General features: G+C 61.5%; 22 protein-coding genes. 12 read left to right on the plus strand and 10 right to left on the minus strand.

Going from position 1 to position 24,042, the window contains the following annotated elements; all coding sequences use genetic code 11:
- The first annotated feature begins 79 nt into the window (after positions 1-79).
- On the plus strand, positions 80-961 hold the full coding sequence (napG, locus tag ACLIKD_RS20655; RefSeq protein ID WP_428826508.1) for a ferredoxin-type protein NapG: 882 nt from the start codon (positions 80-82) through the stop codon (positions 959-961).
- The gene (gene napH, locus ACLIKD_RS20660) at positions 958-1,833 is read left to right on the plus strand and encodes a quinol dehydrogenase ferredoxin subunit NapH (protein ID WP_428826509.1); all 876 of its coding nucleotides are present in this window, start codon (positions 958-960) and stop codon (positions 1,831-1,833) included. Before napG ends, napH begins: the two co-directional genes overlap by 4 nt.
- A 45-nt stretch (positions 1,834-1,878) precedes the next feature.
- On the opposite strand, the gene rpoH is transcribed toward napH, so the two are convergent.
- Positions 1,879-2,742, minus strand: a complete 864-nt coding sequence (gene rpoH / locus ACLIKD_RS20665) for an RNA polymerase sigma factor RpoH (protein ID WP_428828362.1) — start codon at positions 2,740-2,742, stop codon at positions 1,879-1,881.
- Between the two features lie 364 nt (positions 2,743-3,106).
- On the opposite strand from rpoH, the gene ACLIKD_RS20670 reads away from it, so the two are divergent.
- The 3 genes from ACLIKD_RS20670 to ACLIKD_RS20680 all read left to right on the plus strand — a co-directional run bounded on the left by ACLIKD_RS20670 (position 3,107) and on the right by ACLIKD_RS20680 (position 5,494).
- On the plus strand, positions 3,107-4,204 hold the full coding sequence (locus tag ACLIKD_RS20670; RefSeq protein WP_428826510.1) for an NAD(P)-dependent alcohol dehydrogenase: 1,098 nt from the start codon (positions 3,107-3,109) through the stop codon (positions 4,202-4,204).
- Positions 4,205-4,414: 210 nt separating this feature from the next.
- Complete coding sequence (locus ACLIKD_RS20675) at positions 4,415-4,588, plus strand: hypothetical protein (RefSeq protein WP_428826511.1); 174 nt, start codon at positions 4,415-4,417, stop codon at positions 4,586-4,588.
- 111 nt (positions 4,589-4,699) lie between these two features.
- Positions 4,700-5,494 (plus strand): metallophosphoesterase, encoded by a 795-nt coding sequence (locus ACLIKD_RS20680; protein ID WP_428826512.1) that lies wholly within the window; start codon positions 4,700-4,702, stop codon positions 5,492-5,494.
- Positions 5,495-5,639: 145 nt separating this feature from the next.
- On the opposite strand, the gene ACLIKD_RS20685 is transcribed toward ACLIKD_RS20680, so the two are convergent.
- The 3 genes from ACLIKD_RS20685 to ACLIKD_RS20695 form a co-directional block, all read right to left on the minus strand.
- Positions 5,640-7,835 (minus strand): OsmC domain/YcaO domain-containing protein, encoded by a 2,196-nt coding sequence (locus ACLIKD_RS20685; RefSeq protein ID WP_428826513.1) that lies wholly within the window; start codon positions 7,833-7,835, stop codon positions 5,640-5,642.
- Positions 7,836-7,954: 119 nt separating this feature from the next.
- The gene (locus ACLIKD_RS20690; RefSeq protein ID WP_428826514.1) at positions 7,955-8,845 is read right to left on the minus strand and encodes a YihY/virulence factor BrkB family protein; all 891 of its coding nucleotides are present in this window, start codon (positions 8,843-8,845) and stop codon (positions 7,955-7,957) included.
- Positions 8,846-8,930: 85 nt separating this feature from the next.
- Positions 8,931-10,193 (minus strand): phospholipase D-like domain-containing protein, encoded by a 1,263-nt coding sequence (locus ACLIKD_RS20695; RefSeq protein WP_428826515.1) that lies wholly within the window; start codon positions 10,191-10,193, stop codon positions 8,931-8,933.
- 403 nt (positions 10,194-10,596) lie between these two features.
- On the opposite strand from ACLIKD_RS20695, the gene ACLIKD_RS20700 reads away from it, so the two are divergent.
- The 4 genes from ACLIKD_RS20700 (at position 10,597) to ACLIKD_RS20715 (ending at position 14,866) form a co-directional block, all read left to right on the plus strand.
- Positions 10,597-11,574, plus strand: a complete 978-nt coding sequence (locus tag ACLIKD_RS20700; RefSeq protein ID WP_428826516.1) for a hypothetical protein — start codon at positions 10,597-10,599, stop codon at positions 11,572-11,574.
- Positions 11,575-11,724: 150 nt separating this feature from the next.
- Positions 11,725-12,213, plus strand: a complete 489-nt coding sequence (locus ACLIKD_RS20705) for a hemerythrin domain-containing protein (protein WP_428826517.1) — start codon at positions 11,725-11,727, stop codon at positions 12,211-12,213.
- 12 nt (positions 12,214-12,225) lie between these two features.
- On the plus strand, positions 12,226-12,438 hold the full coding sequence (locus ACLIKD_RS20710) for a hypothetical protein (RefSeq protein ID WP_428826518.1): 213 nt from the start codon (positions 12,226-12,228) through the stop codon (positions 12,436-12,438).
- A gap of 82 nt (positions 12,439-12,520) precedes the next feature.
- Positions 12,521-14,866, plus strand: a complete 2,346-nt coding sequence (locus ACLIKD_RS20715; protein WP_428826519.1) for a catalase — start codon at positions 12,521-12,523, stop codon at positions 14,864-14,866.
- 104 nt (positions 14,867-14,970) lie between these two features.
- Here ACLIKD_RS20715 and ACLIKD_RS20720 read toward each other — a convergent pair whose 3' ends face one another.
- Both ACLIKD_RS20720 and ACLIKD_RS20725 read right to left on the minus strand, forming a co-directional pair.
- Positions 14,971-16,413 carry a dihydrolipoyl dehydrogenase gene (locus tag ACLIKD_RS20720; RefSeq protein ID WP_428826520.1) on the minus strand — a complete coding sequence of 481 codons (1,443 nt, stop codon included), beginning with the start codon at positions 16,411-16,413 and terminating at the stop codon, positions 14,971-14,973.
- A complete protein-coding gene (locus tag ACLIKD_RS20725) occupies positions 16,410-17,150 on the minus strand; it encodes a glutathione peroxidase (RefSeq protein ID WP_428826521.1) in 741 nt (246 codons plus the stop codon). Before ACLIKD_RS20725 ends, ACLIKD_RS20720 begins: the two co-directional genes overlap by 4 nt.
- Before the next feature lie 292 nt (positions 17,151-17,442).
- On the opposite strand from ACLIKD_RS20725, the gene ACLIKD_RS20730 reads away from it, so the two are divergent.
- Both ACLIKD_RS20730 and ACLIKD_RS20735 read left to right on the plus strand, forming a co-directional pair.
- Positions 17,443-17,790, plus strand: coding sequence for a four-helix bundle copper-binding protein (locus ACLIKD_RS20730; protein ID WP_428826522.1), 348 nt, complete (start codon positions 17,443-17,445; stop codon positions 17,788-17,790).
- A gap of 66 nt (positions 17,791-17,856) precedes the next feature.
- On the plus strand, positions 17,857-18,471 hold the full coding sequence (locus ACLIKD_RS20735; protein WP_428826523.1) for an alternative oxidase: 615 nt from the start codon (positions 17,857-17,859) through the stop codon (positions 18,469-18,471).
- A gap of 58 nt (positions 18,472-18,529) precedes the next feature.
- Here ACLIKD_RS20735 and ACLIKD_RS20740 read toward each other — a convergent pair whose 3' ends face one another.
- Entirely contained in the window at positions 18,530-19,879 is a 1,350-nt protein-coding gene (locus ACLIKD_RS20740; protein ID WP_428826524.1) for a cation:proton antiporter, read from the minus strand.
- A gap of 342 nt (positions 19,880-20,221) precedes the next feature.
- Here ACLIKD_RS20740 and ACLIKD_RS20745 point away from each other — a divergent pair, with 342 nt between their 5' ends.
- Positions 20,222-21,256: an SRPBCC family protein gene (locus ACLIKD_RS20745; protein WP_428826525.1), complete on the plus strand. Its 1,035-nt coding sequence runs from the start codon at positions 20,222-20,224 to the stop codon at positions 21,254-21,256.
- 16 nt (positions 21,257-21,272) lie between these two features.
- Here ACLIKD_RS20745 and ACLIKD_RS20750 read toward each other — a convergent pair whose 3' ends face one another.
- The 3 genes from ACLIKD_RS20750 to ACLIKD_RS20760 form a co-directional block, all read right to left on the minus strand.
- Positions 21,273-22,595, minus strand: coding sequence for a PQQ-dependent sugar dehydrogenase (locus ACLIKD_RS20750; protein WP_428826526.1), 1,323 nt, complete (start codon positions 22,593-22,595; stop codon positions 21,273-21,275).
- Between the two features lie 117 nt (positions 22,596-22,712).
- Positions 22,713-23,633 carry a transglutaminase-like domain-containing protein gene (locus tag ACLIKD_RS20755; RefSeq protein ID WP_428826527.1) on the minus strand — a complete coding sequence of 307 codons (921 nt, stop codon included), beginning with the start codon at positions 23,631-23,633 and terminating at the stop codon, positions 22,713-22,715.
- Positions 23,634-23,719: 86 nt separating this feature from the next.
- Positions 23,720-23,905, minus strand: coding sequence for a CsbD family protein (locus ACLIKD_RS20760; protein ID WP_428826528.1), 186 nt, complete (start codon positions 23,903-23,905; stop codon positions 23,720-23,722).
- Between the last annotated feature and the right edge of the window lie 137 nt (positions 23,906-24,042).

A 24,042-nucleotide genomic window follows, 5' to 3' on the forward strand; every position in this document is an offset into this window, starting at 1 on the left:
TTCCCCACAGGATGGAAGGCTTCAGGGGCCGTGTTCAGGGTGGGGTAAAGCCGCCGCCCCGGCGGCCAACCTAACGATCATGAAAGCTCCAGAAAAGACTGCCGGCAAGGCCGGCATTGCACGGCGCCAGTTCATTTTTGATTCGGCCAAGATGGTTTGCGGTGTCGGCATGCTCGGCCTCGGTCTTGGCCTCTACGCCAAGCAGTCCAAGGCCCTGCCGGCGCTGGCCCTGCGCCCGCCCGGGGCGCTACCGGAAGACGATTTCCTCGGGGCCTGCATCCGTTGCGGCATGTGCGTGCGCGATTGCCCTTATAACACCCTCGAACTGGCCAAGCCGGAAATGCCGGTGGCGACCGGCACGCCCTACTTCACCGCGCGCCATATCCCGTGCGAGATGTGCGAGGACATTCCCTGCATCAAGGCCTGCCCGACCAAGGCGCTCGATCATGCGCTGACCGATATCAACAAGGCGAAGATGGGCATCGCCGTGCTGATCGATCACGAAACCTGCCTCAACTTCCTCGGCCTGCGGTGCGACGTCTGTTACCGCGTCTGCCCGGTCATCGACAAAGCCATCACCCTCGACCTGCAGCCCAATACGCGGACCGGCCGGCATGCGCTGTTCCTGCCGACGGTGCATTCCGAATACTGCACCGGCTGCGGCAAGTGCGAGAAATCCTGCGTCCTTGAAGAGTCTGCCATCCGCGTCCTGCCGGCCAAGCTGGCCAAGGGCGAACTCGGCCACCATTACCGGGTCGGCTGGGAAGAACAGAAGAAAGCCGGTCACTCGCTGATCGATGAATCGAAGATGCTCGATCTGCCTGATCGCCTGCCGGAAGGCGCCAACCTGCCCGGCCATTACGACCCGGCAAGCGGCCATACCGCGCCGATGCGCGGCCAGCCCGGCAGCGAGGCGGGGGCCATTCCGAGCCATCCGCCGGGCCTGGGAGACAAGCCATGAGCGACAAGCGTATCGGGGCCGAGGCGGTGGCCGAAAAAGGCTGGCTGCGCGCCCATCAATGGCTGATCCTGCGCCGCCTTTCGCAGTCCGGCATCCTCGCCCTGTTCCTGCTCGGTCCGCTGGCCGGCATCTGGCTGGTCAAAGGCAACCTAAATTACAGCTACACGCTCGATTTTCTGCCGCTGACCGATCCCTATGTCGCCCTGCAGTCGCTGGTCACCGGGCATGTGCCGGAAACTCTCGGGCTGATCGGCCTGCTGATTGCCGCGCTGTTCTATTTTCTGGTCGGCGGTCGCGTCTATTGCGCTTGGGTCTGCCCGGTCAATATGGTCACCGATGCCGCCGGCTGGTTGCGCGACCGGCTGGGGATCAAGGGCAGCGTCCATCTCGGCCGTAATACGCGGTACTGGATACTTGGCATGACCTTCATCGGCTCGGCGCTGACCGGCGTGGTGCTGTGGGAGCTGATCAATCCGGTATCGATGCTGCATCGCGGCCTGATTTTCGGCCTCGGGGCGGCGTGGACCGTCGTCCTGGCCGTATTCCTGTTCGACCTGTTCGTGATGAGCCGCGGCTGGTGCGGGCGGCTCTGTCCGGTCGGCGCCTTTTACAGCCTGCTCGGCCGCTGGAGTCCGCTCCGGGTCAGCGCGACGAAACGCGCCGCCTGCAACAACTGCATGGACTGCTTTGAGGTATGCCCCGAGCCGCAGGTCATCCGGCCGGCCCTGAAAGGCGAAGAAAAGGGTGTCGGGCCGGTCATCCTGGCGCCGAACTGTACCAATTGCGGGCGCTGCATCGACGTCTGCTCGAAGGACGTCTTTTCCTTCGGGCTGCGCTTCCACAACCCGCCGTCTACCGCCCGGCCGGAATGAAAAAAGAGGAGCCGCGGCTCCTCTTCTCTTTTCGACTCAGGCGCTTCAGGCGGTAGCCAGCACGCCGCGCATCTTCTGCAGGGCCTTGACCTCGATCTGCCGGATCCGCTCGGCCGACACGCTGAACTCGGCGGCCAGATCGTGCAGCGTGGCGCCTTCGCCCTCGTCGTGCAGCCACCGGGCTTCGACGATGCGGCGGCTGCGCGGGTCGAGTTCGGCCAGCGCCTCATGCAGACCCTCGTCCTGCAGACGGGCCAGCGCCTTGTTCTCGAGCATTCGGGTCGGCTCGTAACGCGAGTCGGCCAGATAGTCGATCGGCGCGAAAGCCTCGTCGCCATCGTCCGGATTGCCTTCCAGCGCCATGTCGCGGCCGGTCAGCCGGGTTTCCATCTCGACGACTTCCGAAGCCTTGACACCGAGGCGCGCGGCAACTTCACCGGCCTGCGTACCGTTCAGGGTATCGACCCCTTCGTAATCGTTTTTCAGGCTGCGCAGGTTGAAGAACAGCTTGCGCTGGGCCTTGGTGGTCGCCACTTTGACCAGACGCCAGTTCTTCAGGATGTATTCGTGGATCTCGGCCTTGATCCAGTGCATGGCAAAGGACACCAGGCGCACGCCGCGCGCCGGATCAAAACGCTTCACCGCCTTCATCAGGCCGATGTTGCCTTCCTGGATCAGGTCGGCATGCGGCAGACCGTAGCCCAAGTAGCCGCGGGCTATCGAAATCACCAAGCGAAGGTGAGAGAGCACAAGCTGACGCGCCGCTTCCACATCGCCATCATTGTGGAAACGCTGGGCCAGCCGGGATTCCTCAACCTCGGAAAGCATCGGATAACGATTGGCTGCCTGAATATAGGCATCAATGTTTCCAACCGCCGAGGGGATGGGATAAGCCAAGGCATGGGTCATAGCGTAGGTTTCTCCTTCAATGTTCAATTCCATTTTAGCACTCGGTTCCTAAGAGTGCTAAGGCGCGAAAAAGTTTCTGGTAACAAATTGCTGTTCTCACCAATTAAAGTCGAAAACTCTGCCGGTTCTCGCCTCTGAACGCTTGATCATGTCGGAGAGTTGATCGCAGTGCCCTGTTGGCCGCACTGCATCTCAGGTCGTCCAGATCGGCGCAGGACCTGCCTATCCCGCACGAACGATGTCCCCGTTGTCTGCGTTGCATTGCAACAAAAGCAAAGGCTTGATCCGGATCAGGCGCCAGGCCGAACAAAGCGCGGGATGAGGCCTATACTGGAAAGATCTTCATCCGTCAAAGAGGATCAGCATGGCAAACATGATGAAAGCAGCTGTTTTTGTGGCGCCTGGCCGTATCGAGCTGGCTGAAAAGAAAATTCCTGATGTTGGCCCCAACGATGCCTTGGTGCGCATCACCACCACCACCATCTGCGGTACTGACGTCCACATCCTCAAAGGTGAGTATCCGGTCGCGCCGGGGCTTACCATCGGCCATGAGCCGGTTGGCGTGATTGAAAAGCTCGGTAGCGCCGTCCAGGGTTACCGGGAAGGGCAGCGTGTCATTGCCGGCGCCATCTGCCCGAACTTCAATTCTTATGCCGCGCAAGACGGGGTAGCTTCTCAGGATGGCAGCTATCTGACGGCATCCGGCAAGTGTGGCTGTCACGGCTACAAGGCCACCGCCGGCTGGCGTTTTGGCAATATGATCGACGGCACCCAGGCGGAGTATGTGTTGGTGCCCGATGCTCAGGCCAACCTGGCACCAATTCCTGACGGCCTGACCGACACGCAGGTGCTGATGTGTCCAGACATCATGTCCACCGGCTTCAAGGGCGCCGAAAACGCCAACATCAAGCTCGGGGATACCGTAGTGGTGTTTGCCCAGGGCCCCATTGGCCTGTGCGCCACTGCCGGTGCCCGACTGTTGGGTGCGACCACGATCATTGCAGTGGATGGCAACGATCACCGCTTGGGTATTGCCAAGGTGATGGGCGCCGACGTGACGCTGAATTTCCACCATTGCGATGTGGTGGATGAAATCATGAAACTCACCGGTGGTCGCGGGGCGGATTCATCCATTGAGGCGCTGGGAACGCAAGGTACTTTTGAATCCGCCCTGCGGGTCTTGAAGCCCGGCGGAACCCTGTCCAGCCTGGGGGTGTATTCCAGCGACCTGACGATTCCCATGAGCGCCTTTGCAGCTGGCCTGGGAGACCACAGGATCAACACGGCACTGTGCCCGGGCGGCAAGGAACGCATGCGCCGGCTCATGAACGTGCTGGCAGCAGAGCGACTCGACCTGGGGGTACTAGTCACCCACCAGTACCCGCTTGATGACATCGTCGCTGCCTATGACCTGTTCGCCAATCAGCGCGATGGTGTTCTGAAGATCGCCATCAAGCCCTGATTCAAGCGGCTTTGCCCTGCACCCGCCTGGCGGCCCCGCCAGGCGTTTTTTTGCCGCCAGCAGGAGCCGGTGCTCGCCGTCCATCACCGCGGCTACCCTTGAGGGCGATCATGTCCTTGCAGCTGGAGCCCTTGGAAATCAGTACTGGCGAGGAGTTGCAACTTTGTAAATGGATATCTGCCCAATGGAACTCAACGATTGCAGTAAGGAATGTTTATGCCGACTTCACCGGGCCGTCAGCCCATAGAGCCCGACACGCCAAATCCGAAAGACCCGATCCATCATCCCCATAAACCGGACCACCCTTTTCATGATGAACGTGAAAACGAAGGGATTGAAACGGATGACGATGAAGATACCGAGTCAGACCCCTGGTGGATGTAGGGTTGCTACAGCACGTGGCCAGAGGACACCCTCCGTTCCTCCATCGTCGCCGCGGATACGATGTCTGCTCTCGGCGCACAAACGGCGATCTAGCGGCCTCATGTAACAACCATGCGCCTGCAGATAGCCTCTGACCTTCACCTTGAGCACCTGGAATGGAAATTTCCAGCTTTCCGCGGCGTGGAGCCAGTCGGGGCGGATGTTCTTGTGCTGGCCGGTGACATAGCGAAGGGCAGCCGCGTGCTTGACCTGTTCGGCGACTGGCCGTGCCCGGTAGTTTATGTGCCCGGCAATCACGAATTCTATGGCGGCGAGGTGGCGGCAGTGCTGGCCGACTTGCAGCAGCGGGCTGGTGACTTCCCGAACGTGAAAATACTGGCACCGGGTGTTTGGGAACACGACAGCGTCCGTTTCATCGGCTGCACCCTCTGGACCGACTACGAGGTTTTCGGTGCCGAACGGGTGGCCGCCGCCATGGCGATCTGCGCCGAAAAGATCGTGGACCACAGCTCGATTCGGTGTCCCGGTGACACCCCGTTTCTGCCGGCCGACGCCCTTGCCCTGCATCGTGCCCAGCGACAATGGTTGGGTGACCGTCTGGCAGAACCATGCGCCGGCAGGACGGTGGTCATCACCCATCATGGACCGCACCGAAACAGCATTGCCCCGCACTACGCCGACGACCTCACCAGTGCCGCCTTTGCCTCCGACCTGGAGGAGTGTCTGGGTATCGCCGACTTGCACATCCACGGCCATACCCACGAATCGTTCGACTATACGGTTGGCCAAACGCGAGTAGTCGCGAATCCCATGGGTTACTGCCGGGGTATCAAAGCTGCATCAACGCCTTCCGAGCTGTGGCGGGAAAATGCTGCCTTCGACTGCCGATTGGTGGTCGAAGTCTAGCGGCAACCGGAGGCCAACCAGACTCGTTGGCCCTTCCGGCATCCAAGCTCAACATTGCTTTGGGCAAGATGCGTAACGGGAGCCGAAGCGCATCGGGGGTCTCCCGGTTACGGTTGATGCAGCCATGTTCCGTCCCCTAACCGAATCAGGCCGCCGCCCTGCCCCGCGCCGTATGCAGCTTCTTGTAGCTGTCGATCAGGCGCTGGTGGCGGTCCAGCCCTTCCAGCTGCAGGCTGGTCGGTGTCAGGCCATGGAAGCGCACACTGCCGTCCACCGAGCCGAGCACCGCATCCATGCGGGGGTTGCCGAACATGCGGCGGAAATTGACTTCGTAATCGGCCAGTTCCAGCTCGTCGTCGAGTAGTACTTCGAGTACCACGTTGAGTGCCTGGTAGAACAGGCCGCGCTCGACGGTGTTTTCGTTGTACTGCAGGTAGGCCTCGACCTGTTCCTTGGCCGCCTCGAAGTCCTGCAAAGCAAGGTTGATCAGCAGCTTCAACTCCAGAATCGTCAACTGACCCCAGTCGGTGTTCTCGTCGAATTCGACGCCGATCAGCGTGATGATGTCGGTGTAGTCGTCGAGTTCGCTTTCTTCCAGGCGCTCCAGCAGCGCTTCCAGGCCGGCGTCGTCGAGGCGGTGCAGGTTGAGGATGTCGGCGCGGAAGGCCAGCGCCTTGTTGGTGTTGTCCCAGATCAGGTCGTCGACCGGGTAGATTTCCGAGTAACCCGGCACCAGAATGCGGCAGGCGGTGGCACCAAGCTGGTCGTAGACCGCCATGTACACTTCCTTGCCCAGGTCTTCGAGGATGCCGAACAGCGTCGCGGCCTCGTCGGCGTTGGAGTTTTCGCCCTGGCCGGAGAAATCCCATTCGACGAATTCGTAATCCGCCCTGGCGCTGAAGAAGCGCCAGGAGACGACGCCGCTCGAATCGATGAAGTGCTCGACGAAGTTGTTCGGCTCGGTGACGGCGTTGCTCTCGAAAGTCGGCCGCGGCAAGTCGTTGAGGCCTTCGAAGCTGCGGCCCTGCAGCAGTTCGGTGAGGCTGCGTTCGAGCGCCACTTCCAGGCTGGGGTGGGCACCGAATGAGGCAAAAACGCCGCCGGTGCGCGGGTTCATCAGGGTCACGCACATCACCGGGAATTCGCCGCCCAGCGACGCATCCTTGACCAGCACCGGGAAGCCCTGGTTTTCCAGCTCGGCGATGCCGGCCAGGATGCCGGGGTACTTCGCCAGCACATCAGCCGGCACATCCGGCAGGGCGATTTCGCCTTCGAGGATTTCGCGTTTGACGGCCCGCTCGAAGATTTCCGACAGACACTGCACCTGCGCCTCAGCCAGCGTGTTGCCGGCGCTCATGCCGTTGCTGAGGAAGAGGTTGTCGATCAGGTTGGTCGGGAAATACACCGTCTCGCCGTCCGACTGGCGCACGTAGGGCAGCGCGCAGATGCCGCGTTCGGTATTGCCGGAATTGGTGTCGTAGAGGTGCGAGGCACGCAGCTCGCCGTCCGGGTTATAGATTTCCAGGCAGTAGTCGTCGAGCAGGCCCTTGGGCAGCGCATCCTTCTTGCCGGGCTTGAACCAGCGCTCGCTCGGGTAATGCACGAAAGCCGCGTTGGCGATCTCTTCGCCCCAGTAATTGTCGTTGTAGAAGTGATTGCAATTGGCCCGTTCGATGAACTCGCCCAGTGCCGACGCCAGCGCACTTTCCTTGCTTGCCCCCTTGCCGTTGGTGAAGCACATCGGCGAATGCGCATCGCGGATATGCAGCGACCAGACGTTGGGCACCAGGTTGCGCCACGACGCGATTTCGATCTTCATGCCCAGGCCCGCCAAAAGGCCGGACATGTTGGCGATGGTCTGCTCCAGCGGCAGATCCTTGCCGGCGATATAGGTGCTCGCCTCCGAATCCGGATTGAGCGTCAGCAAGGCCTGTGCATCGGCGTCGAGATTTTCCACTTCCTCGATGATGAACTCGGGGCCGGTCTGCACCACCTTCTTGACGGTACACCGGTCGATGGAACGCAAAATACCCTGCCGGTCCTTCGCGGAAATATCCGCCGGCAACTCGACCTGGATCTTGAAAATCTGTTGGTAGCGGTTTTCCGGATCGACGATGTTGTTCTGCGACAGGCGGATGTGCTCGGTCGGAATGTTGCGGGTGTCGCAGTACAGCTTGACGAAGTAAGCCGCACACAAGGCCGACGAAGCCAGAAAGTAATCGAACGGCCCCGGTGCCGAGCCGTCGCCCTTGTAGCGGATAGGCTGGTCGGCGATGACCGTGAAGTCGTCGAACTTGGCCTCAAGGCGAAGCTTGTCGAGAAAATTGACCTTAATTTCCATGCGGGAATCCAAAAATAGTGTTCAAAACGAGTTGGCCGCCATTATCGGATTTTCCCGGTGGGAAAGCTCAAGCGGCTATCGGCGTTTGCAGCCCCTGGTGTGCCGCGAAGGTGGTTCAGTCAATCACCAACCTCAACCGGCACCGACCGCTGCATGGACTGTTCCGCTTTCGAGCCGCGTTCGTGGGCGTAGGCCCAAGTGAATTCGGCACCCAGCAGAAATATCTGCGCCGCGAAATAGACCCATACCAACAGCACGACCAGCGAACCGGCAGCGCCGAAACCCGATGCGATGCTGGTTTTTCCCAGATACAGGCCGATCAGGAGTTTGCCGATTTCGAACAAGAGCGCCGTCACTGCCGCGCCGATCCAGACGTCCCGCCAAGCGATTCTGGCGCGCGGCATGAGCTTGAAGATCATCGCGAAAAGTACCGTCGAAATGGCGAACGAGATGCAAAAATCAATCGCCTGGAAAATTGCCTCCCAGCCAGCGAAGAGATCGTTCCACCATTTGCCGACCGCGGCGATCGCCGCACTGAACAGTAGCGAGACCAACAACAAGAAGCCGAGGCCGAGCACCAGGCCGAAGGAAAGCAGGCGCGTGCGCAGCATGGTGAAGATGCCCATCTGTTTTGCCGGGGCGGGAACGCGCCAGATGCGGTCGAGGTCGCTCTGCAATTCCGCGAACACGGTCGTCGCACCGATGATCAGCATGATCGTGCTGATCACGATGGCAACGATGCCCTGCGCCGGCTCACTGGTGCTTTTCAGCAGTCCTTGCACGGCGATTGCGCCGTCGCGTCCGATCAGACCTTGTATCTGCGCAACGATTTCGCCGCGCACCGCATCCTGGCCAAAAACAAGACCGGCGATGGCGATGAAGATGATCAGTAGCGGGGCAATCGAGAACAGCGTGTAGTACGCCAGGGCGGCGCCCATGCTCGGCGCGAAATCGTCTATCCAGGCGCTTACCGATTTGCCGATCAGCCCTCTGATCTGGCTAAGATTCATGGCACTCACTCGTCGTCGCTTTTTCCCAACCATCCGGTTGTGGCGTAGAGGCCGGGGCGGCAGTCGCTTGCACTTGGGCCATGCCTTACAACTGGGCGCCGATGAGCGACGCCGCATGCTCGAGAAACTTTTCGGCAAGCGGCCGCTGCTGCCACTCCTGCAGGCTGATCCGGCGGGCGCGCGAGAGATCGGCAGTGAACACTTCGACTTGCCCGGCAGCAAAATCGGTTGCGTAAATGTTCAGATTGGCTTCGTCGTTGAGGCGAAAGGAGCGGGTGTCGAAATTGGTCGAGCCGACCGACACCATCAGGCTGTCGATGATCAACACCTTGCAGTGATACATCGTCGGCTGGTACTCGTGGATCTCGGCGCCGGCGGCCAGCAGGTCGCCCCAGCGGGCCCGCGAGGCGCTCTGGACGATCGCCGCGTCGCTGTGCTCGCCGGGCACGATGATCTGCACCTTGACCCCGCGCTTCAGTGCATCGACCAGCGCCTGAGTGCTTAGCTGGTCGGGGACGAAATAGGCGCTCGACAAGTGAATCGAATGTTGCGCCGAGGTAATCGCCAGCAGGTACATCAGATGCATGCTTTCGCTGCCGCCGGAGGGCGAGCTGCTGAACATCTGGGCGGCGTCATTGCCGGCTGCCGGCAGCTCCGGGAAGTAGTTGTCGCCGTGCAGGACGACGCCGGTGGCCTTGATCCAGTTGTCGAGAAATACGGCCTGCATTTGTGCCACGACCGGACCTTCGGCCTTGAAGTGGGTATCGCGCCAGTGCTGCGGATCCTCGGCGTCGCCTGTCCACAGCCCGGCGATGCCGACGCCGCCGGTGAAGCCCACCTTGCCATCGACAACCAGCACTTTGCGGTGGGTACGGTTGTTCATGCGTGCCAGGGAATACCAGGCGGGCTTGTGAAACTTGCGCACTTCGACCCCGGCCGCCTCCATGGCAGCGAGATGCGACGGATCCATCTTGCTGCTGCCGACCCAGTCGAGCAGCACGTGCACCTTGATGCCGGCGCGGGCCCGTTCGGCCAGGGCGTCGGCGAACGCTTGGCCGATGGCGTCCGACCAATAGATGTAGCTCTCGAAAGTGATGGTCTTCTTCGCCTCACGAATGGCAGCGAGCATGGCGGGGAAAATTCGGTCGCCATTCAACAGGGCTTCGAAACGGTTACCCGGCAGGATGGCCGGCCCGAGCAATACGCCCATCGCCCGCGCAAAGGCTGGATCGGCAGCCGGGTAAAGGCGCTCGATGCTTTGCTCGATTTTCTTCTCGCCAGTGGTGAAGTTCAGCGCCAGGATGACCGCAAACAGCGTTGACGCGATTGCGACGATAAGCACCTGCATGGAGGAACCTCTCCTTCATTCCCGAATACTCGAACGCCGCATGGCGCCAGCAGCAGCGGTTCAGTCTAGGCGCCAAAAGAGCTCACATCTGTTCGCTTGCCTACATAACGCCAGCGATTTCGCGTCTCTCGAACGTGCGGTAAACGATGCGCCTTGCCAGGACAACGGAGGCCGATGGCACAAGGGCAGGGCGTCGATGACATTGCTGGTCAAGCGAATGTATTTGGAGGGCGATGGCCAGATCAGTCTGATCAAGCAGGCGCCGAGCAAGACGCCCCAATGACCGCAACGGGTATGTGCGTCGTCCCACAGACCCGGCTTGGCCGGGGCACTACCGTGAAACATCTTGCCGATGTTATCGGGCGTGACATTTCCAAACCTGCAATTCACTTTAAGGACTGCCATGGCTATTACGACTACGCCACCTCTTACGCCGCTGGAACGCGGATACCGCCTAGCGGCCGGCCAGACTGCCACCACGAGTTCCGTAACCAGCGCCGTCTCGTGGGGTGCCATCGCAGCTGGCGCTGCTGCCGCTGCCTCCTTGTCGCTGATCCTGCTGATTCTCGGCGTCGGGCTGGGTCTGTCTTCGGTATCGCCGTGGGCGCGTGAAGGCATCAGCGCCGCGAGCTTTGGCGTGTCCACCATCGTCTGGCTGACGCTCACGCAGTTGCTTTCGTCGGCGATGGGGGGCTACCTGGCCGGCCGGCTGCGCACGAAATGGCTGGATACGCACACCGATGAGGTCTATTTCCGCGACACCGCGCACGGTTTTCTGGCCTGGGCCGTGGCCTCGCTGGCTACCGCAGCGCTGCTGACTTCGGCTATCGGATCCATCCTGAGCGGCGGCATCCAGGCCGGAGCCTCGGTCGTCGGTGGAGTCGCCAACACGGCCACCGTGGCGGCAGGCGGTTTTGCTGCATCGGGGAAGATGGCCTCTGAAGAAAATGGGCCAATGGCTTACTTTGTCGACTCCCTGTTTCGTCGCGATGGGCGTGCTGAGGCTGCCCCTTCGACCGGGGCTGCGCTGCCTGCCGAAGCGTCCGAGCGAACCATGAGCAAGGATGCCGGGGAAGTCAGCCGTATCTTCGCCAACGTCAGCCGTTCGGAACCCCTGCCGCCCGAGGACATACGGTACGTCGGTCAGCTCGTCGCCCAACGCACTGGCGTATCGCAACAAGAAGCCGAGAAGCGGGTGACCGACCTCTACGCGCGCGCTCAGGCCAAGCTGCACAAGGCCGAAGTTGCCACCAAAGATGCCGCCGACAAGGCCCGCCAGGCCTCGGCCTACGCTGCGTTGTGGATATTTGTGTCCCTGCTCATCGGTGCCTTTGTCGCCAGCCTGGCCGCGACTTACGGCGGTCGTCAGCGTGACGCCTGACTATCCAATTCAACTACTCGATTTCAAGAGGACACCATGCGTTCACTTTTGTTGTTTTTTCTCGGCATACCCATCCCGATCATCATCCTGATCGCGCTTTTCGTGCATTGATTGCACGCCCCTTAACCGCCAAATAACCAAGGAACTGCCATGACTGCTCACACCAAGACCCCCGCCACACCGAAAGCCCCAGCCGCCGCAACGGACGCGATCGCCTTGCTCAAGGCTGACCATGCAACGGTCAGCGATTTGTTTGCCAATTACGAAAAAACCAATTCGGGCAGCAAAAAGAAGGCGCTTGTCGCCGAGATTTGCAGCGAATTGAGCGTGCATGCGCAGATCGAGGAAGAGATCTTCTACCCGGCCGTCAAGACGGCACTCAAGGACAAACTGCTGGTGCCGGAAGCCACGGTTGAGCATGCCGGCATCAAGGAGTTGATCTCCCAACTTGAAGGGGTTGAACCCGACGGCGCCATCTATGACGCCAAGGTCAAGGTGCTGTCCGAATACGTCGAACACCACGTCAAGGAAGAGCAGAACGAGATGTTCCCCAAGGCCAAGGGTACTTCGCTGGACCTGGTCGAACTCGGTGCCCGGATGGCGGCGCGCAAGGCCGATCTTCTCGCCGCCCGCGGCTGAAGGAAACCCGACATGGCAAATCCCTGGCTGAAAAAGAACCCGTTCATGAGCATGTGGCTGAGCACGGCAAACCGGGTAGCCGGCACGCTGCGCGGCCAGGCGACGGCGCAGGCCAAGCGCCAAATCAACACCGCGGTGACCAAGGCCACCAACGACAACCTGAAGGCCCTGCTCGGCGAGACACCGCCGGCATCGCCCAAGGCCAAACCAAAACGGCGCCGTTGATTTCTCCTGTGCAGGCCATTGCGGTGTCCAGGTCGATTTCGAGCCAGGTTAATCACGACCATCAATTACTCAGGATGACCCCATGAAAAAGACCGATCCAAAACCGATGGCTGGCAACCAGAAGCCCAGCCCCGAAACTAGCCTCGATTCCGCCGGCGGGCTGGCGCAACAAGCCGCCGCCGTCGAGGCACTCGCTGCGTCAATGCCGTACAACGCCAACAAGAGCAAGGAATTCGGGCGGGACAATGCGATTGCGCCGCCGACCGGACAGAGGCAGGAGCCGAACTCCGATCTTGCCTCCGCCAGCACGCTCAGCGAAGCCAACCTGTCGGCCAAGACCGGCGGCGGTGCCGCCTCGCTCGACCGGGCGCGCACCGACTCCGCTGGCGAGATGCTGACGACCAATCAGGGCGTCGCCGTCGGTGATAACCAGAATTCGCTGAAAGCCGGCCTGCGCGGGCCGACCCTGCTGGAAGACTTCATCCTGCGCGAGAAGATCACCCACTTCGACCACGAACGCATTCCGGAGCGCATCGTTCATGCGCGCGGCTCGGCCGCCCACGGCTATTTCGAGGCCTACCAGCCACTGACCGAATTGACTCGCGCCGCACCGTTCCAGGAGGCGGGCAAGATCACGCCGGTCTTCGTGCGCTTTTCCACCGTCGCCGGCGAACGTGGCTCGGTCGATACGGCGCGCGACGTGCGCGGTTTCGCCGTCAAGTTCTACACCGACGAGGGGAATTGGGATCTGGTCGGCAACAACATCCCGGTCTTCTTCATCCAGGATGCGATGAAGTTCCCGGACCTGATCCACGCCGTCAAACCCGAACCGCACAACGGCTTGCCGCAAGCCGCGTCGGCCCACGACACCTTCTGGGATTTTGCCTCGCTGATGCCGGAGACCACGCACACGCTGATGTGGGTGATGTCCGACCGCGGCATACCGCGCAGCTACCGGATGATGCAGGGCTTCGGCGTGCACACCTTCCGGCTGGTCAATGCGGCGGGCGAGTCGCACTTCGTCAAGTTCCACTGGACGCCGAAACTCGGCACCCATTCGCTGGTCTGGGACGAGGCGGTGAAGATTGCCGGTGCCGATTCCGACTTCCATCGCCGCGACCTGTGGGACGCCATCGAAGCCGGCGAATACCCGGAATGGGAACTTGGCCTGCAGATCTTCACCGAAGCCCAGGCCGAAGCCTTCAGCTTCGACGTGCTCGACGCCACCAAGCTGATCCCCGAAGAACTGGTGCCGGTGACGCCGGTCGGCCGCATGGTGCTCAACCGCAACCCTGATAATTTCTTTGCCGAAACGGAACAGGTTGCCTTCTGTACCGCCCATGTGGTGCCGGGCATCGACTTCAGCAACGACCCGCTGCTGGCTGGCCGTATCCATTCCTATGTCGACACCCAGATCACCCGGCTGGGTGGGGCCAACTTCCACGAAATCCCGATCAACGCACCGCTGGTGCCCGTCCACAACAACCAGCGCGACGGCTTGCATCGCCAGGCCATTCCGCGTGGCCGGGTTGCCTACGAGCCCAACTCGCTCGGCGGCGGCTGTCCGTTCCAGGCCGGTACGGCGGGTTTTGTGTCTTTCCCCGAACCGCTCGAAGGCGACAAGCTGCGTGGCAAGCCGGAGAAGTTTGCCGATCACTATACCCAGGCCACCCTGTTCTATGAGAGCCAGACCGAGGTTGAAAAGGCGCACATCGTCGGCGGCTTCCGCTTCGAACTGAGCAAGCTGACCGTGCCGGCCATTCGCGAACGCATGCTGGCCTCGTTGGTGAACGTATCCGCCGAGATGGCGGCGAAAATCGCCGACGGATTGGGTATGAAACTGCCCGAGGCCATGCCGAAAGCCTTGGCGAAAGTCATGCCCCCCGAAGTGCTCAAATCGCCCGCCCTGTCCCTGACGGCGTTGCCCGGCAACGGCGGGATCCGCACCCGCAAGGTGGCGATCCTGGTCGCCGATGGGGGGCACGGCGCCTCGGTCGTCGCCGTTCAGGCGGCGCTGACCGCGGCCGGCGCCGTCGCGAGTATTGTCGCGCCCCGTCTTGGTCCGGTTAATACGGCCGACGGCGAGTCGGTGGCGGCGACCGTTACGCTGGAAAATTCACCGTCGGTACTGTTCGACGCGCTCGTCCTGGCCGATGGGAGCGACGGGGTGACGCGGCTCGCCGGATACGGGCAGACACTGGAGTTCGTGACCAATCAGTATCGCCACGGCAAGACCATCCTGGCCCTCGGCGCCGGGCGGGCCCTGCTCGACAACGCCGGCATCGCCAACACGCTGGCGTCGGGTAAGCCGGATCCGGGCATCTTGCTGGCCAGCGCCGATACGCTTGACGACGGTGCGGCAGCCTTCATTGCTGCGCTAGGCAAGCATCGTCACCCGGTACGCGAGACGGACCCACCAGAAATCTGACAACCTGCTTGGTAAAGTCAAAAATACTTCTGTGGTTCATGCCAAGGCCTTGGCCGCGGTGATTGGATCACTCGCGGCCGCCGGCCGGTTGGTTGACTATCGCTTCAGCCACCCGGCCCGCAATCCATGCCTTGATCGACTATCGCCGAACCGGCGTGCAGTTGATGCTTCACGTCGCGCAAGGCGGTCCGCAGTCCTTCTTCGATGACCGGGTGATAGAAGGGCATTTCCAGCATTTCCTCCACCGTCAGGCGTTTTTGCGCCGCCCAGGCGAGCAGATGGCCGATATGCTCGGCACTCGGGCCGAACATTTCGGCGCCCAGCAACAAGCCGCTACCTGCCTCGGCATAGACTTTCAGCATTCCCTTGTTGCGCAGCATGACCCGGCTGCGTCCCTGGTCTTCGAAGGAGGCGCAGCCTACGACGAAGCGCCCCTGGAAGTGCTGGTTCAGCGTCTTCAGGGCAATGCCGGCCGAGGCGACCTGCGGGTCGCAGAAGACGATGGCCAGCGGCGTGCGGCGCAAACCGGGCAGGACGTTGGGATGGCGCCCGGCATTGTCGCCGGCAATGCGTCCCTGGTCGGCGGCTTCATGGAGCAGCGGAATCTCGTTGCTGGCATCGCCGGCAACAAAGATCGTGCTGTCGCCGCATTGTAGCGTGTAGCGGTCAAACAGCGGCACGCCCCGTTCATCCAACTGCAGTCCGGTGTTGGCCAGAGCCAGTCCGGCAAGGTCCGGCGCCCGCCCGGTTGCCGCCAGCACATAGTCGAACTCCTCGGCGACCGGGGTGCCGTTCTTGTGCTGGTAACCTAGCGTAACGCCGGTTGCCGTTTCGCTGGCCGATTCCACTTCGGCCGCTGCATCGAGATAGAACTCGTCATTGAAAATCTTGTTCGCGTAGTCGCGAATCTCGTGATCGTGAATACCCGCGATGCCGCCGCCGACGCCGAACATCTTGACCGCGACGCCCAGGCGGCTCATCGCCTGCCCCAATTCGATGCCGAGCGGCCCGGTCCCGAAAACGGCCAGGCTTTTCGGCAGGGTCGGCAAATCGAAAATGTTCTCGCTGGTCAGCAAGTGCTGGTCCAGGCCTTGCAGCAAAGGCGGCAAGACGGGTTTGCTGCCGGTCGCGATGACGATGTGACGGGCGTGAATCAGCTGGCCTTGTGGCGTCACCAGGGTATTGGCGTCCTGAAAGCTGACCTTCGCCGTCCACCGGTCGCCGCTTGGCATGGCATCGACGGCGGCGAGGACCAGTCCGACAAAACGGTCGCGTTCGCGCTGTACCCGCGCCATCACTGCCGGGCCGTCGACCACCAGGTCGGTGGCGAGTATGCCGAAGCGATCGGCATGGCGCGCCTGATGCGCGACTTCTGCCGCCGCAATCAACAGTTTGCTCGGCATGCAGCCGACCCGGGCGCACGTCGTGCCGTAGTTGCCGCCTTCGATCAGCAGGAGCGAATCGGTATGGGCCCGGGCGCTCAGGTAGGCCGCGGTGCCGGCTGTGCCGGAACCGATGATGGCGACATCGACATGGATCGGGGTCATTGGGACTTCGCCAGCCAGACCGCCAGTTCGTCGGCCCCGCCGATGTGCTGGCCGTCGATGAAGACTTGCGGCGTCGTCCCCTTGCCGCTCACTGCCTGCAGCGAGCTATAGCTGATCCCGTTGCTGCCCAGTTCGATGTCTTCGAAGCGATCGCCGATTTTGTTCAGCATCTCGCGGGCCCGGGCGCAATGCGGGCATCCGGGTTTGCTGAAGAGGGTGATCCGGGGGGGCGGCAGCGCGTTGGGATTGATGTAGCCGAGCATCGTATCGGCATCGGAAACCTTGAAAGGATCGCCCGGTTCTTCCGCCTCGATGAACATCTTTTCGATCAGTCCATCCTTGACCAGCATCGAATAACGCCAGCTCCGCTTGCTCAAGCCGATATCCGATTTATCGACCAACATCCCCATCCCTGCGCTGAATTCGCCATTGCCGTCGGGCAGGAAATAGATGCCTTCCGCTTTTTGCGCTTCCTGCCAGGCTTCCATCACGAATGGATCGTTGACGGCCAGACAGATCACGCTATCGACTTCATTCTCCTTTAGCGTTTCGGCCAACTCGTTGTAGCGCGGCAGGTGCATGCTCGAACAGGTTGGCGTGAAGGCGCCCGGCAGCGCAAACAGCACAATCGTCTTGCCTTTGAAGAGGGCGTCGCTGTCGACTTTCTCCCATGCGCCATTGACCCTGACCGGAAAAGTTACCTGGGGGACGTGTTGTCCTTCTCGTGACTTGAGCATGGCGATATTTCTCCTGTATTGGCTTGCCCTTGGCGAAGTCTGGAAGATACGCCGCCATCCAGGCCGGCTCTGTGCGCCAGCCAACCTTGCTGGCGGGGCAAGGCAGCGATGGGGTTTCCGGTCCGGCCTTACGGGCTTGCCCCTTCGCAACATCGCAAAAAATCAGGCACTTCGACTTGAGTAGCCCAGTCATTGCCGCTAACCGTATGGCTGTGTGTGCAATCGAACTGAGCCGCAAGGGGCTTGTTGAAATAATCAGCCAACCGAACAGAGGTACTTACCGGAGATCGTGATGCTGAATGAAATACAGAGTGAATGCCTGCAAGCATGCAATGACTGCGCTACGGCATGCCTGGAATGCGCATCTGCTTGCCTCAATGAAAATGATCCGAAAATGATGGCACGCTGCATTTCGCTCGATATGGAATGCGCTGATTTTTGCCGGCTGGCGGCCGCTTCAATCGCCCGTGGCGACGAACACATGAAGGAGGTCTGTGCCCTCTGCGCGGTTATCTGCCATGCCTGTAGTGGCGAGTGTGCATCCCACGAAATGGATCATTGTCAGCATTGCGCAAAGGCCGGCGCCCGTTGTGTCGAAGCCTGCAACCGATTGATCCAATCACGCGAAGGCCAAAAATGAATACCGTTCAGGTTCTTGGTCAGCAGGCGGATCAACTGCCGGACCACACCAACAGGTTCTTTCATCGTGCCTGAGCAGCTTGAACAACTGCAACATCACGCCCCGGAGAATGTGCGCGACAGGCTTGCCTATCTGTTCGTCAAATTCCTGCGCTTCTTTGCGGACAGTTTCTTTGCCAGACGCTATGGTCATCGCGCCGTCGTTCTCGAAACCATCGCCGCAGTACCGGGCATGGTCGGCGGTTCGCTGCAGCACCTGAAATCGCTGCGCCGGATGGAATCCGATCATGGCTGGATCCGCACGCTGGTGGACGAAGCAGAAAACGAGCGCATGCATTTGATGACCTTCGTTCACATTGCCCGGCCATCGGGGTTCGAGCGCCTGCTGATCCTGCTGGTTCAGGGGGCGTTTTACAACTTCTACTTTCTGCTTTATCTGCTCTCGCCGGCCACGGCACATCGGGTCGTCGGTTACCTGGAGGAAGAAGCGGTATATAGCTACACGACCTATCTGGCAGGCGTAGACGACGGCACTTACGCCAACGTCCCGGCCCCGGCAATCGCCATCGATTACTGGAAGCTGGCGGCTGACGCACGCTTGCGCGAGGTCATCATCGCCGTTCGCGCCGACGAGGCGACGCATCGCGATGTCAATCACCGATTTGCCGACCAGCTGACCTGAGCGAAATTGGTACAACTAGTGGGTTGCTGTCTTCGTCTCGACGGCTGAATCTGGCCAATCAACGAATTTCATGACGCCGGTTCTCTGAATCGGATCGCCGACTCTTGCCGGCCTGCCGCCTGGCATAGAGGGACATCAACGGCGTTACCGAAATACCGTGCAGGATGATCGATGCGGCAACCGCCGATAGCGTGATGTTGATCGCCTGATCGGCCAAGGAGCCGGTAAGGCCGTGATTCAGGGCAAACATCAGGTAGTAGATGGAGCCGATGCCACGAATCCCGAACCAGGCAATCAACAGCCGCTGATCGCCCGACACCTGCGCCCCGAGCAATCCCAACCACACCGCCAGCGGGCGCAGGACAAAAAACAACAGAACGAGGAAGGCCGTCGTCGCCAGATCGACACGAACATAGGCCAGCATGGCTCCGACGGCCAGGACGATGACCAGCTCGGCAATGCGCTCAAGTTGCTCGTTGAAGCCGCGCACCGCCTGCATCATGTAAGCGCCGGCGAGGTTGGGATGGGTCGCCACGGCAAGATGGGACTCCTTGTCCTGCAAGCCGGCCTGCCCTTCTTGCGGGGCTTTCTGCCGGCGCGAGCGCTCCTTGACCCGCTGCAGGGCGAGACCGGCGGCGAACACCGAGAGAAAGCCCGAGGCATGGGCCAGTTGCGCCACGCCGAAAGCCAGCGCAACGAGTCCGAGGGCCAGGAATTCATCGAGACCGACGGCTTCCTGGTGGCGCGTTCGCAGATAAACCACCAGCTTGCCGATCAGCGCGCCCAGGATCGCCCCGATCGCCAAGCCACCGGCCAGCGCCCACAGCACATCGATCCCCAGCCACCGCCAGCCGCCGGCTCCGAGTTGATGCATGCCGAGCAGGCCCAGGCCGAGCAGCACGAAGGGAAAAGCGGCGGCATCGTTAAGCCCGCCTTCACCGGTCAGGCTGAAGCGCAGGCGATCGCTGTCATGGGGGTCGTCAACCTGGACATCCGAGGCGAGCACCGGGTCGGTTGGCGCCAGAATGCCGCCGAGCAGGACGGCTGCGCCGAGTGGCAAGGCTAGCCAAAAGACGCCCACCAGCGAAATGAGGCCGACGGTCAGGGTCATCGAAACAAACGCCAGGCGCAGCGGCAAACGCCAGTGGTGGCTGGAAAACGGCAGGCCCAGCTTGAGGCCGACCGAGAACAGTGAAATCAGCAGCGCCACTTCGGAGACCCGCTCAAGGATGGCCGCCGTCCGATGCGGCTCGGGGGCCATCAACCCCCAGCCGGCACTGCCCAGCCCGTAGCCAACCACCAGATAGAACATCGAAGCGCTGACCGGAAGTCGCTTCATCAGCGAACCGGCGAGGGCCATGGTGATCAGCAGAGCGCCGATGACCAGCGCCCAGATGGAAAACGACATTGCACTGCTCCTGCTGAACCGGGAATCGTGTCACGCACTCAAACGAGAGGAGCCCATGGGTAACGTGCACTATCTGCCGGCAGCGGCCCATACTCCGTTCGCCAACGCATATAGGACGTTGGCTTGGCCTGTGTGTGTTGGCGCACGGTGTCCGAAATCACCGTTTGGCATGCTCGTCGGAACGACTCAAGGGGAAGCGAAAATGGACAAACCGAGCGAAGCGCCAACCCGGAAATTGATCGGTAGATTGTTGGGCGCGCCGGTCGGTTTGGCGCAATCGACATGCCGGGCAACGGGGGCGCCGGTTGAGCATTCCCGACACTGAAACGGCAGGGTAAGGCTGTGGCCGAATACCACCTGCTGACAATCTGGCGCATCGATGCACCGCTGGCGCAGGTGTATGACACCATCCACGACTCGATGCACTGGCCGGAGTGGTGGTCAGGCGCCAAAAAAGTCGAACAGACGGCGGCCGGTGACGGCAACGGCATCAACTGTGTCCGGCGCTATTCGTGGCAGGGTGACTTGCCCTACCTCCTGACATTCGAGGTCCGCGCGACACGGATCGAAGCGCTGGTGGCCATCGAGGGGGGCGCCCGAGGCGACCTTGAAGGGACTGGCAGCTGGCGGTTCGCCGCCAATGGCGAGGGCTGCATCGTGCATTTCGAATGGCACGTCCGAAGCACCCGGTGGTGGATGAATCTGCTCGCCCCGCTGGCCCGCCCGCTGTTCATTCGCAACCATGGTCAGATCATGACCCAGGGCGGCGAAGGGCTGGCGCGGCGACTCGGGGCGGCGCTGCTCAGTCAGGAGAATATCGATCTGACGGCCGGCAACGGCACGCCCAAGGGCGTCTCCGGAGGCTTGCGGAAAGCCGGGCGGATCGATCCGTTGATGTTGGTGATGGCCGGCGTTGGTGCCGGCACGCTGGCGACCTTGGCCCAGATTGTCCTGTGGTGGCTGGCGGGCCGCCCCATCCTCGAAACGCTTTTTCGCGATGCCCGCCTGACGGCAGCCCTGCTCATGGGGCCCGGCGTGCTGCCGCCACCGTCCACCGCGCGCTGGGAGATCCTGGTGGTGGCCACCCTGATCCACTTCGCCCTGTCCATCGCCTACGCGCTGATTCCTGCCATGCTGGCCCCGCGCCGCTCCGTCGGGCCGGCCATCGTTGCCGGGGCCTGCTACGGGCTGGGTATTTACCTGGTCAATCTGTATGGTTTTACGCTGCTCTTCCCGTGGTTCTCGGTCGCCCGCGACGGGGCGGCTCTGCTTGCCCACCTGGTCTTCGGCATCGGACTGACGGTTGGCTGCTGGTGGTTTGCCCGGCGTGACGGGAAAGCGAAACTGGATATGCCGCGGGATGTTCCGGCCGCCTGAAGTCAGCGCTCACCAATCACTGCGCCGTCACCCGCCAGATCATATTCCCGGCGTCGTCAGCGACCAGCAGGGCGCCGCGCTGGTCGAGCGCCACGCCGACCGGCCGGCCATAGGCGCGGCCTTGCTCGTCGAGAAAACCGGTCAGCACATCGACCGGCAGAGTGCCGTCCGGCGCCCCATTGGCGAACGAAACGAAGACCACCTTGTAGCCGCTGTGCGGCCGGCGGTTCCATGAGCCGTGCTGGCCAATGAACATGCCGTTGGCGAAGCGGGCCGGCAAGGTCGTACCCGAAGAAGCGGCCAAGCCGAGCGATGCGGTGTGCGGTCCAAGCGCGTAGTCCGGGGCGATCGCCTTGGCCACCAGCTCGGGGCGTTGCGGACTGACGCGCTGATCAATGTGCTGACCGAAATAGCTGTAGGGCCAGCCATAGAACCCGCCGTCGCGCACCGAAGTCAGGTAATCGGGAACCAGATCGCTGCCCAGCTCGTCGCGCTCATTGACGACGGTCCACAACATGCCGCTCTGTTTTTCCCAGGCCAGTCCGTTCGGGTTGCGCAGCCCGGAAGCAAAAACCCGGTGCGCGCCACTCCGGATATCGACCTCCCAGATCGCCGCTCGCTCGGCTTCAACCGCCATCCCGCGTTCAGCGACATTGCTGTTCGAACCCACCGTCACGTAGAGCTTGCTGCCATCCCGGCTGGCAATCAGGTTCTTGGTCCAGTGGTGATTGATCGGTCCGGCCGGGAGAGCGACGACCTGGCGGCCGGGAGCCGTGATTCGCGTATCGCCCGCCTGGTAGGGAAAGCGCAGCACGGCATCGCTGTTGGCGACATACAGATCGTTGCCGACCAAAGCCATGCCAAATGGGGAATTCAGGCCTTCGAGGAGGACCGAGCGAAAGTCGGCCACGCCGTCACCATCGCTGTCGCGCAGCAACGTGATGCGGTTGGCGCTGGCTACGCCGGCTCCCGCCCGCTTCATCACCAAGCCCATAACCCAGCCCTTGATGCCTTTGCTGTCGTCCGGCTTCGGCGGCGCATTGCTCTCGGCCACCAGCACGTCGCCGTTGGGCAAGACATACAGCCAGCGCGGATGATCCAGACCTCCGGCAAACGCCGCAACATGGGTACCCGGCGCGGCGACCGGCGTCGTCCCGACCGGCCAGCCGATCGCCGGCGCGATATTGACGGTTGGTATTGAAGTTTGCACGGGCGGTGGCAGCGTCGGTCGCAGCCCGCTACCGGCAGAAACCGGCAGCGTCGCCATCTCACCGCAGGCGGCGAGGGAAAGCGAAGCCAGGGAGGCAACCCAAGTCATCGCACGAGACAGTCGCATCATCGCTGGCCTTTCCTGACCCTGCCATACACAAAAAAAGCACCTTCAGTTCAGACCGCACTGACGGCATCGGTGAACTCACCGACTGGCTACTTGATTACTTCCAGTGCATCCTTGCCTCTACCAGAGCAATGGCTGGTCGTTGCCTTGAGTCAATTCGGTGGCGGCCGGCACCGTAGACGTGTCGGTCGATAACGCTTCGTTGCAGAAATGGGGCAGCACCATGCCATTGGCGGGATCGTCGACGGCGACTGCGCGAATGACTGCCGCATGCGTCCGGACCCCACCGAATATGGTCGCAAAAGACACGTCGGCGGCATCCCGGCCAGTACCGAAACGGACGAATCCCATCGGAATTCCGGTGCCTGAGGGGTCGAAGATATACCAGCGGTGACCAAGGTATACCTCAACGTAGGCCTGGAAGTCGGACGGGCCCAGCGTCGGGTCGGCGCCATAATCAGTGCCGGTGGCAAAGCGGGCCGGAATGTTGAGGGCGCGGCAAAGGGCGATCATCAGGTGGGCGAAATCGCGACATACGCCGACGCGTTGAATCAGCGTATCGACTGCCGAAGTGTTGGTGTTCGTGCTGTTCAGGGTGAACGTGACGTGTCTCTTTACCCATTCCTGTATGCCCTGCACCCGACTATAGCCTTGCGCCAATCTGCCGAATTCGTTGTTCGCCAGTTTGATCAGTCGGTCCGACTGGCAGTAGCGGCTTGGATAGATATAGCCAATGACCTCCGGCGGCATGTCCCGCACTGGCACTTCGGTGATTTTCGTCGGATCCGCAAAGTGATGCATCAGATCGATTGTCGCGGTGTAGCTTAGATTCAAGGCACCTGGCGCCGCATGTACCTGCATGTAGCGATTGCCGGTGATCGGCGTCGTATACATCCGTGACGGGATCGACTGGCTGAGCGTCAGCTTTTCAGCCGAAACCAGCTGACTCGGCGTCTGCGCCGCATGGATGTTGAATACGAAATCGGCCCCTGCACCGTCAATTTCATACTGTAAATCGATCTGCAATTCGATCCGGATCATGAAGTCAGCGAACTTTCGGTTGTCGATCGGGAATGGCGGCGGCGAAAAAGAGCACTGGCCGATGCTCCGGCCAATGCAGCAAATATCTATTTGCCCTTGCTGGCGTCCTTGATGTCTTCTTTCAGGTCGCCGTAGGCCGACTGGACCTTGCCGCCGGACTTTTGAATCTTTCCTTTCAACTCCAGATCGTCGTTGCCGACGAGGTTGCCGGCGACTTCCTTGACTTTGCCTTTGGCTTCTTCGAGACGACCCTTGGCTTGATCCTTGTTCATGGCGAACTCCTGATAATTAAGTGAATGGGGGCGGACGCCCGATGCGATCCGGTATCCGTGATGGAGAGAATAGACAAGGCGACGCCGCCGCTCGGTGCGCTGGCACCCATAACGGCGTCCGGGCAAGGTAATAAGCG

It is taken from the genome of Azonexus sp. IMCC34842 (assembly GCF_050368855.1).
GTDB classification, from domain to species: Bacteria; Pseudomonadota; Gammaproteobacteria; order Burkholderiales; family Rhodocyclaceae; genus Azonexus; species Azonexus denitrificans_A.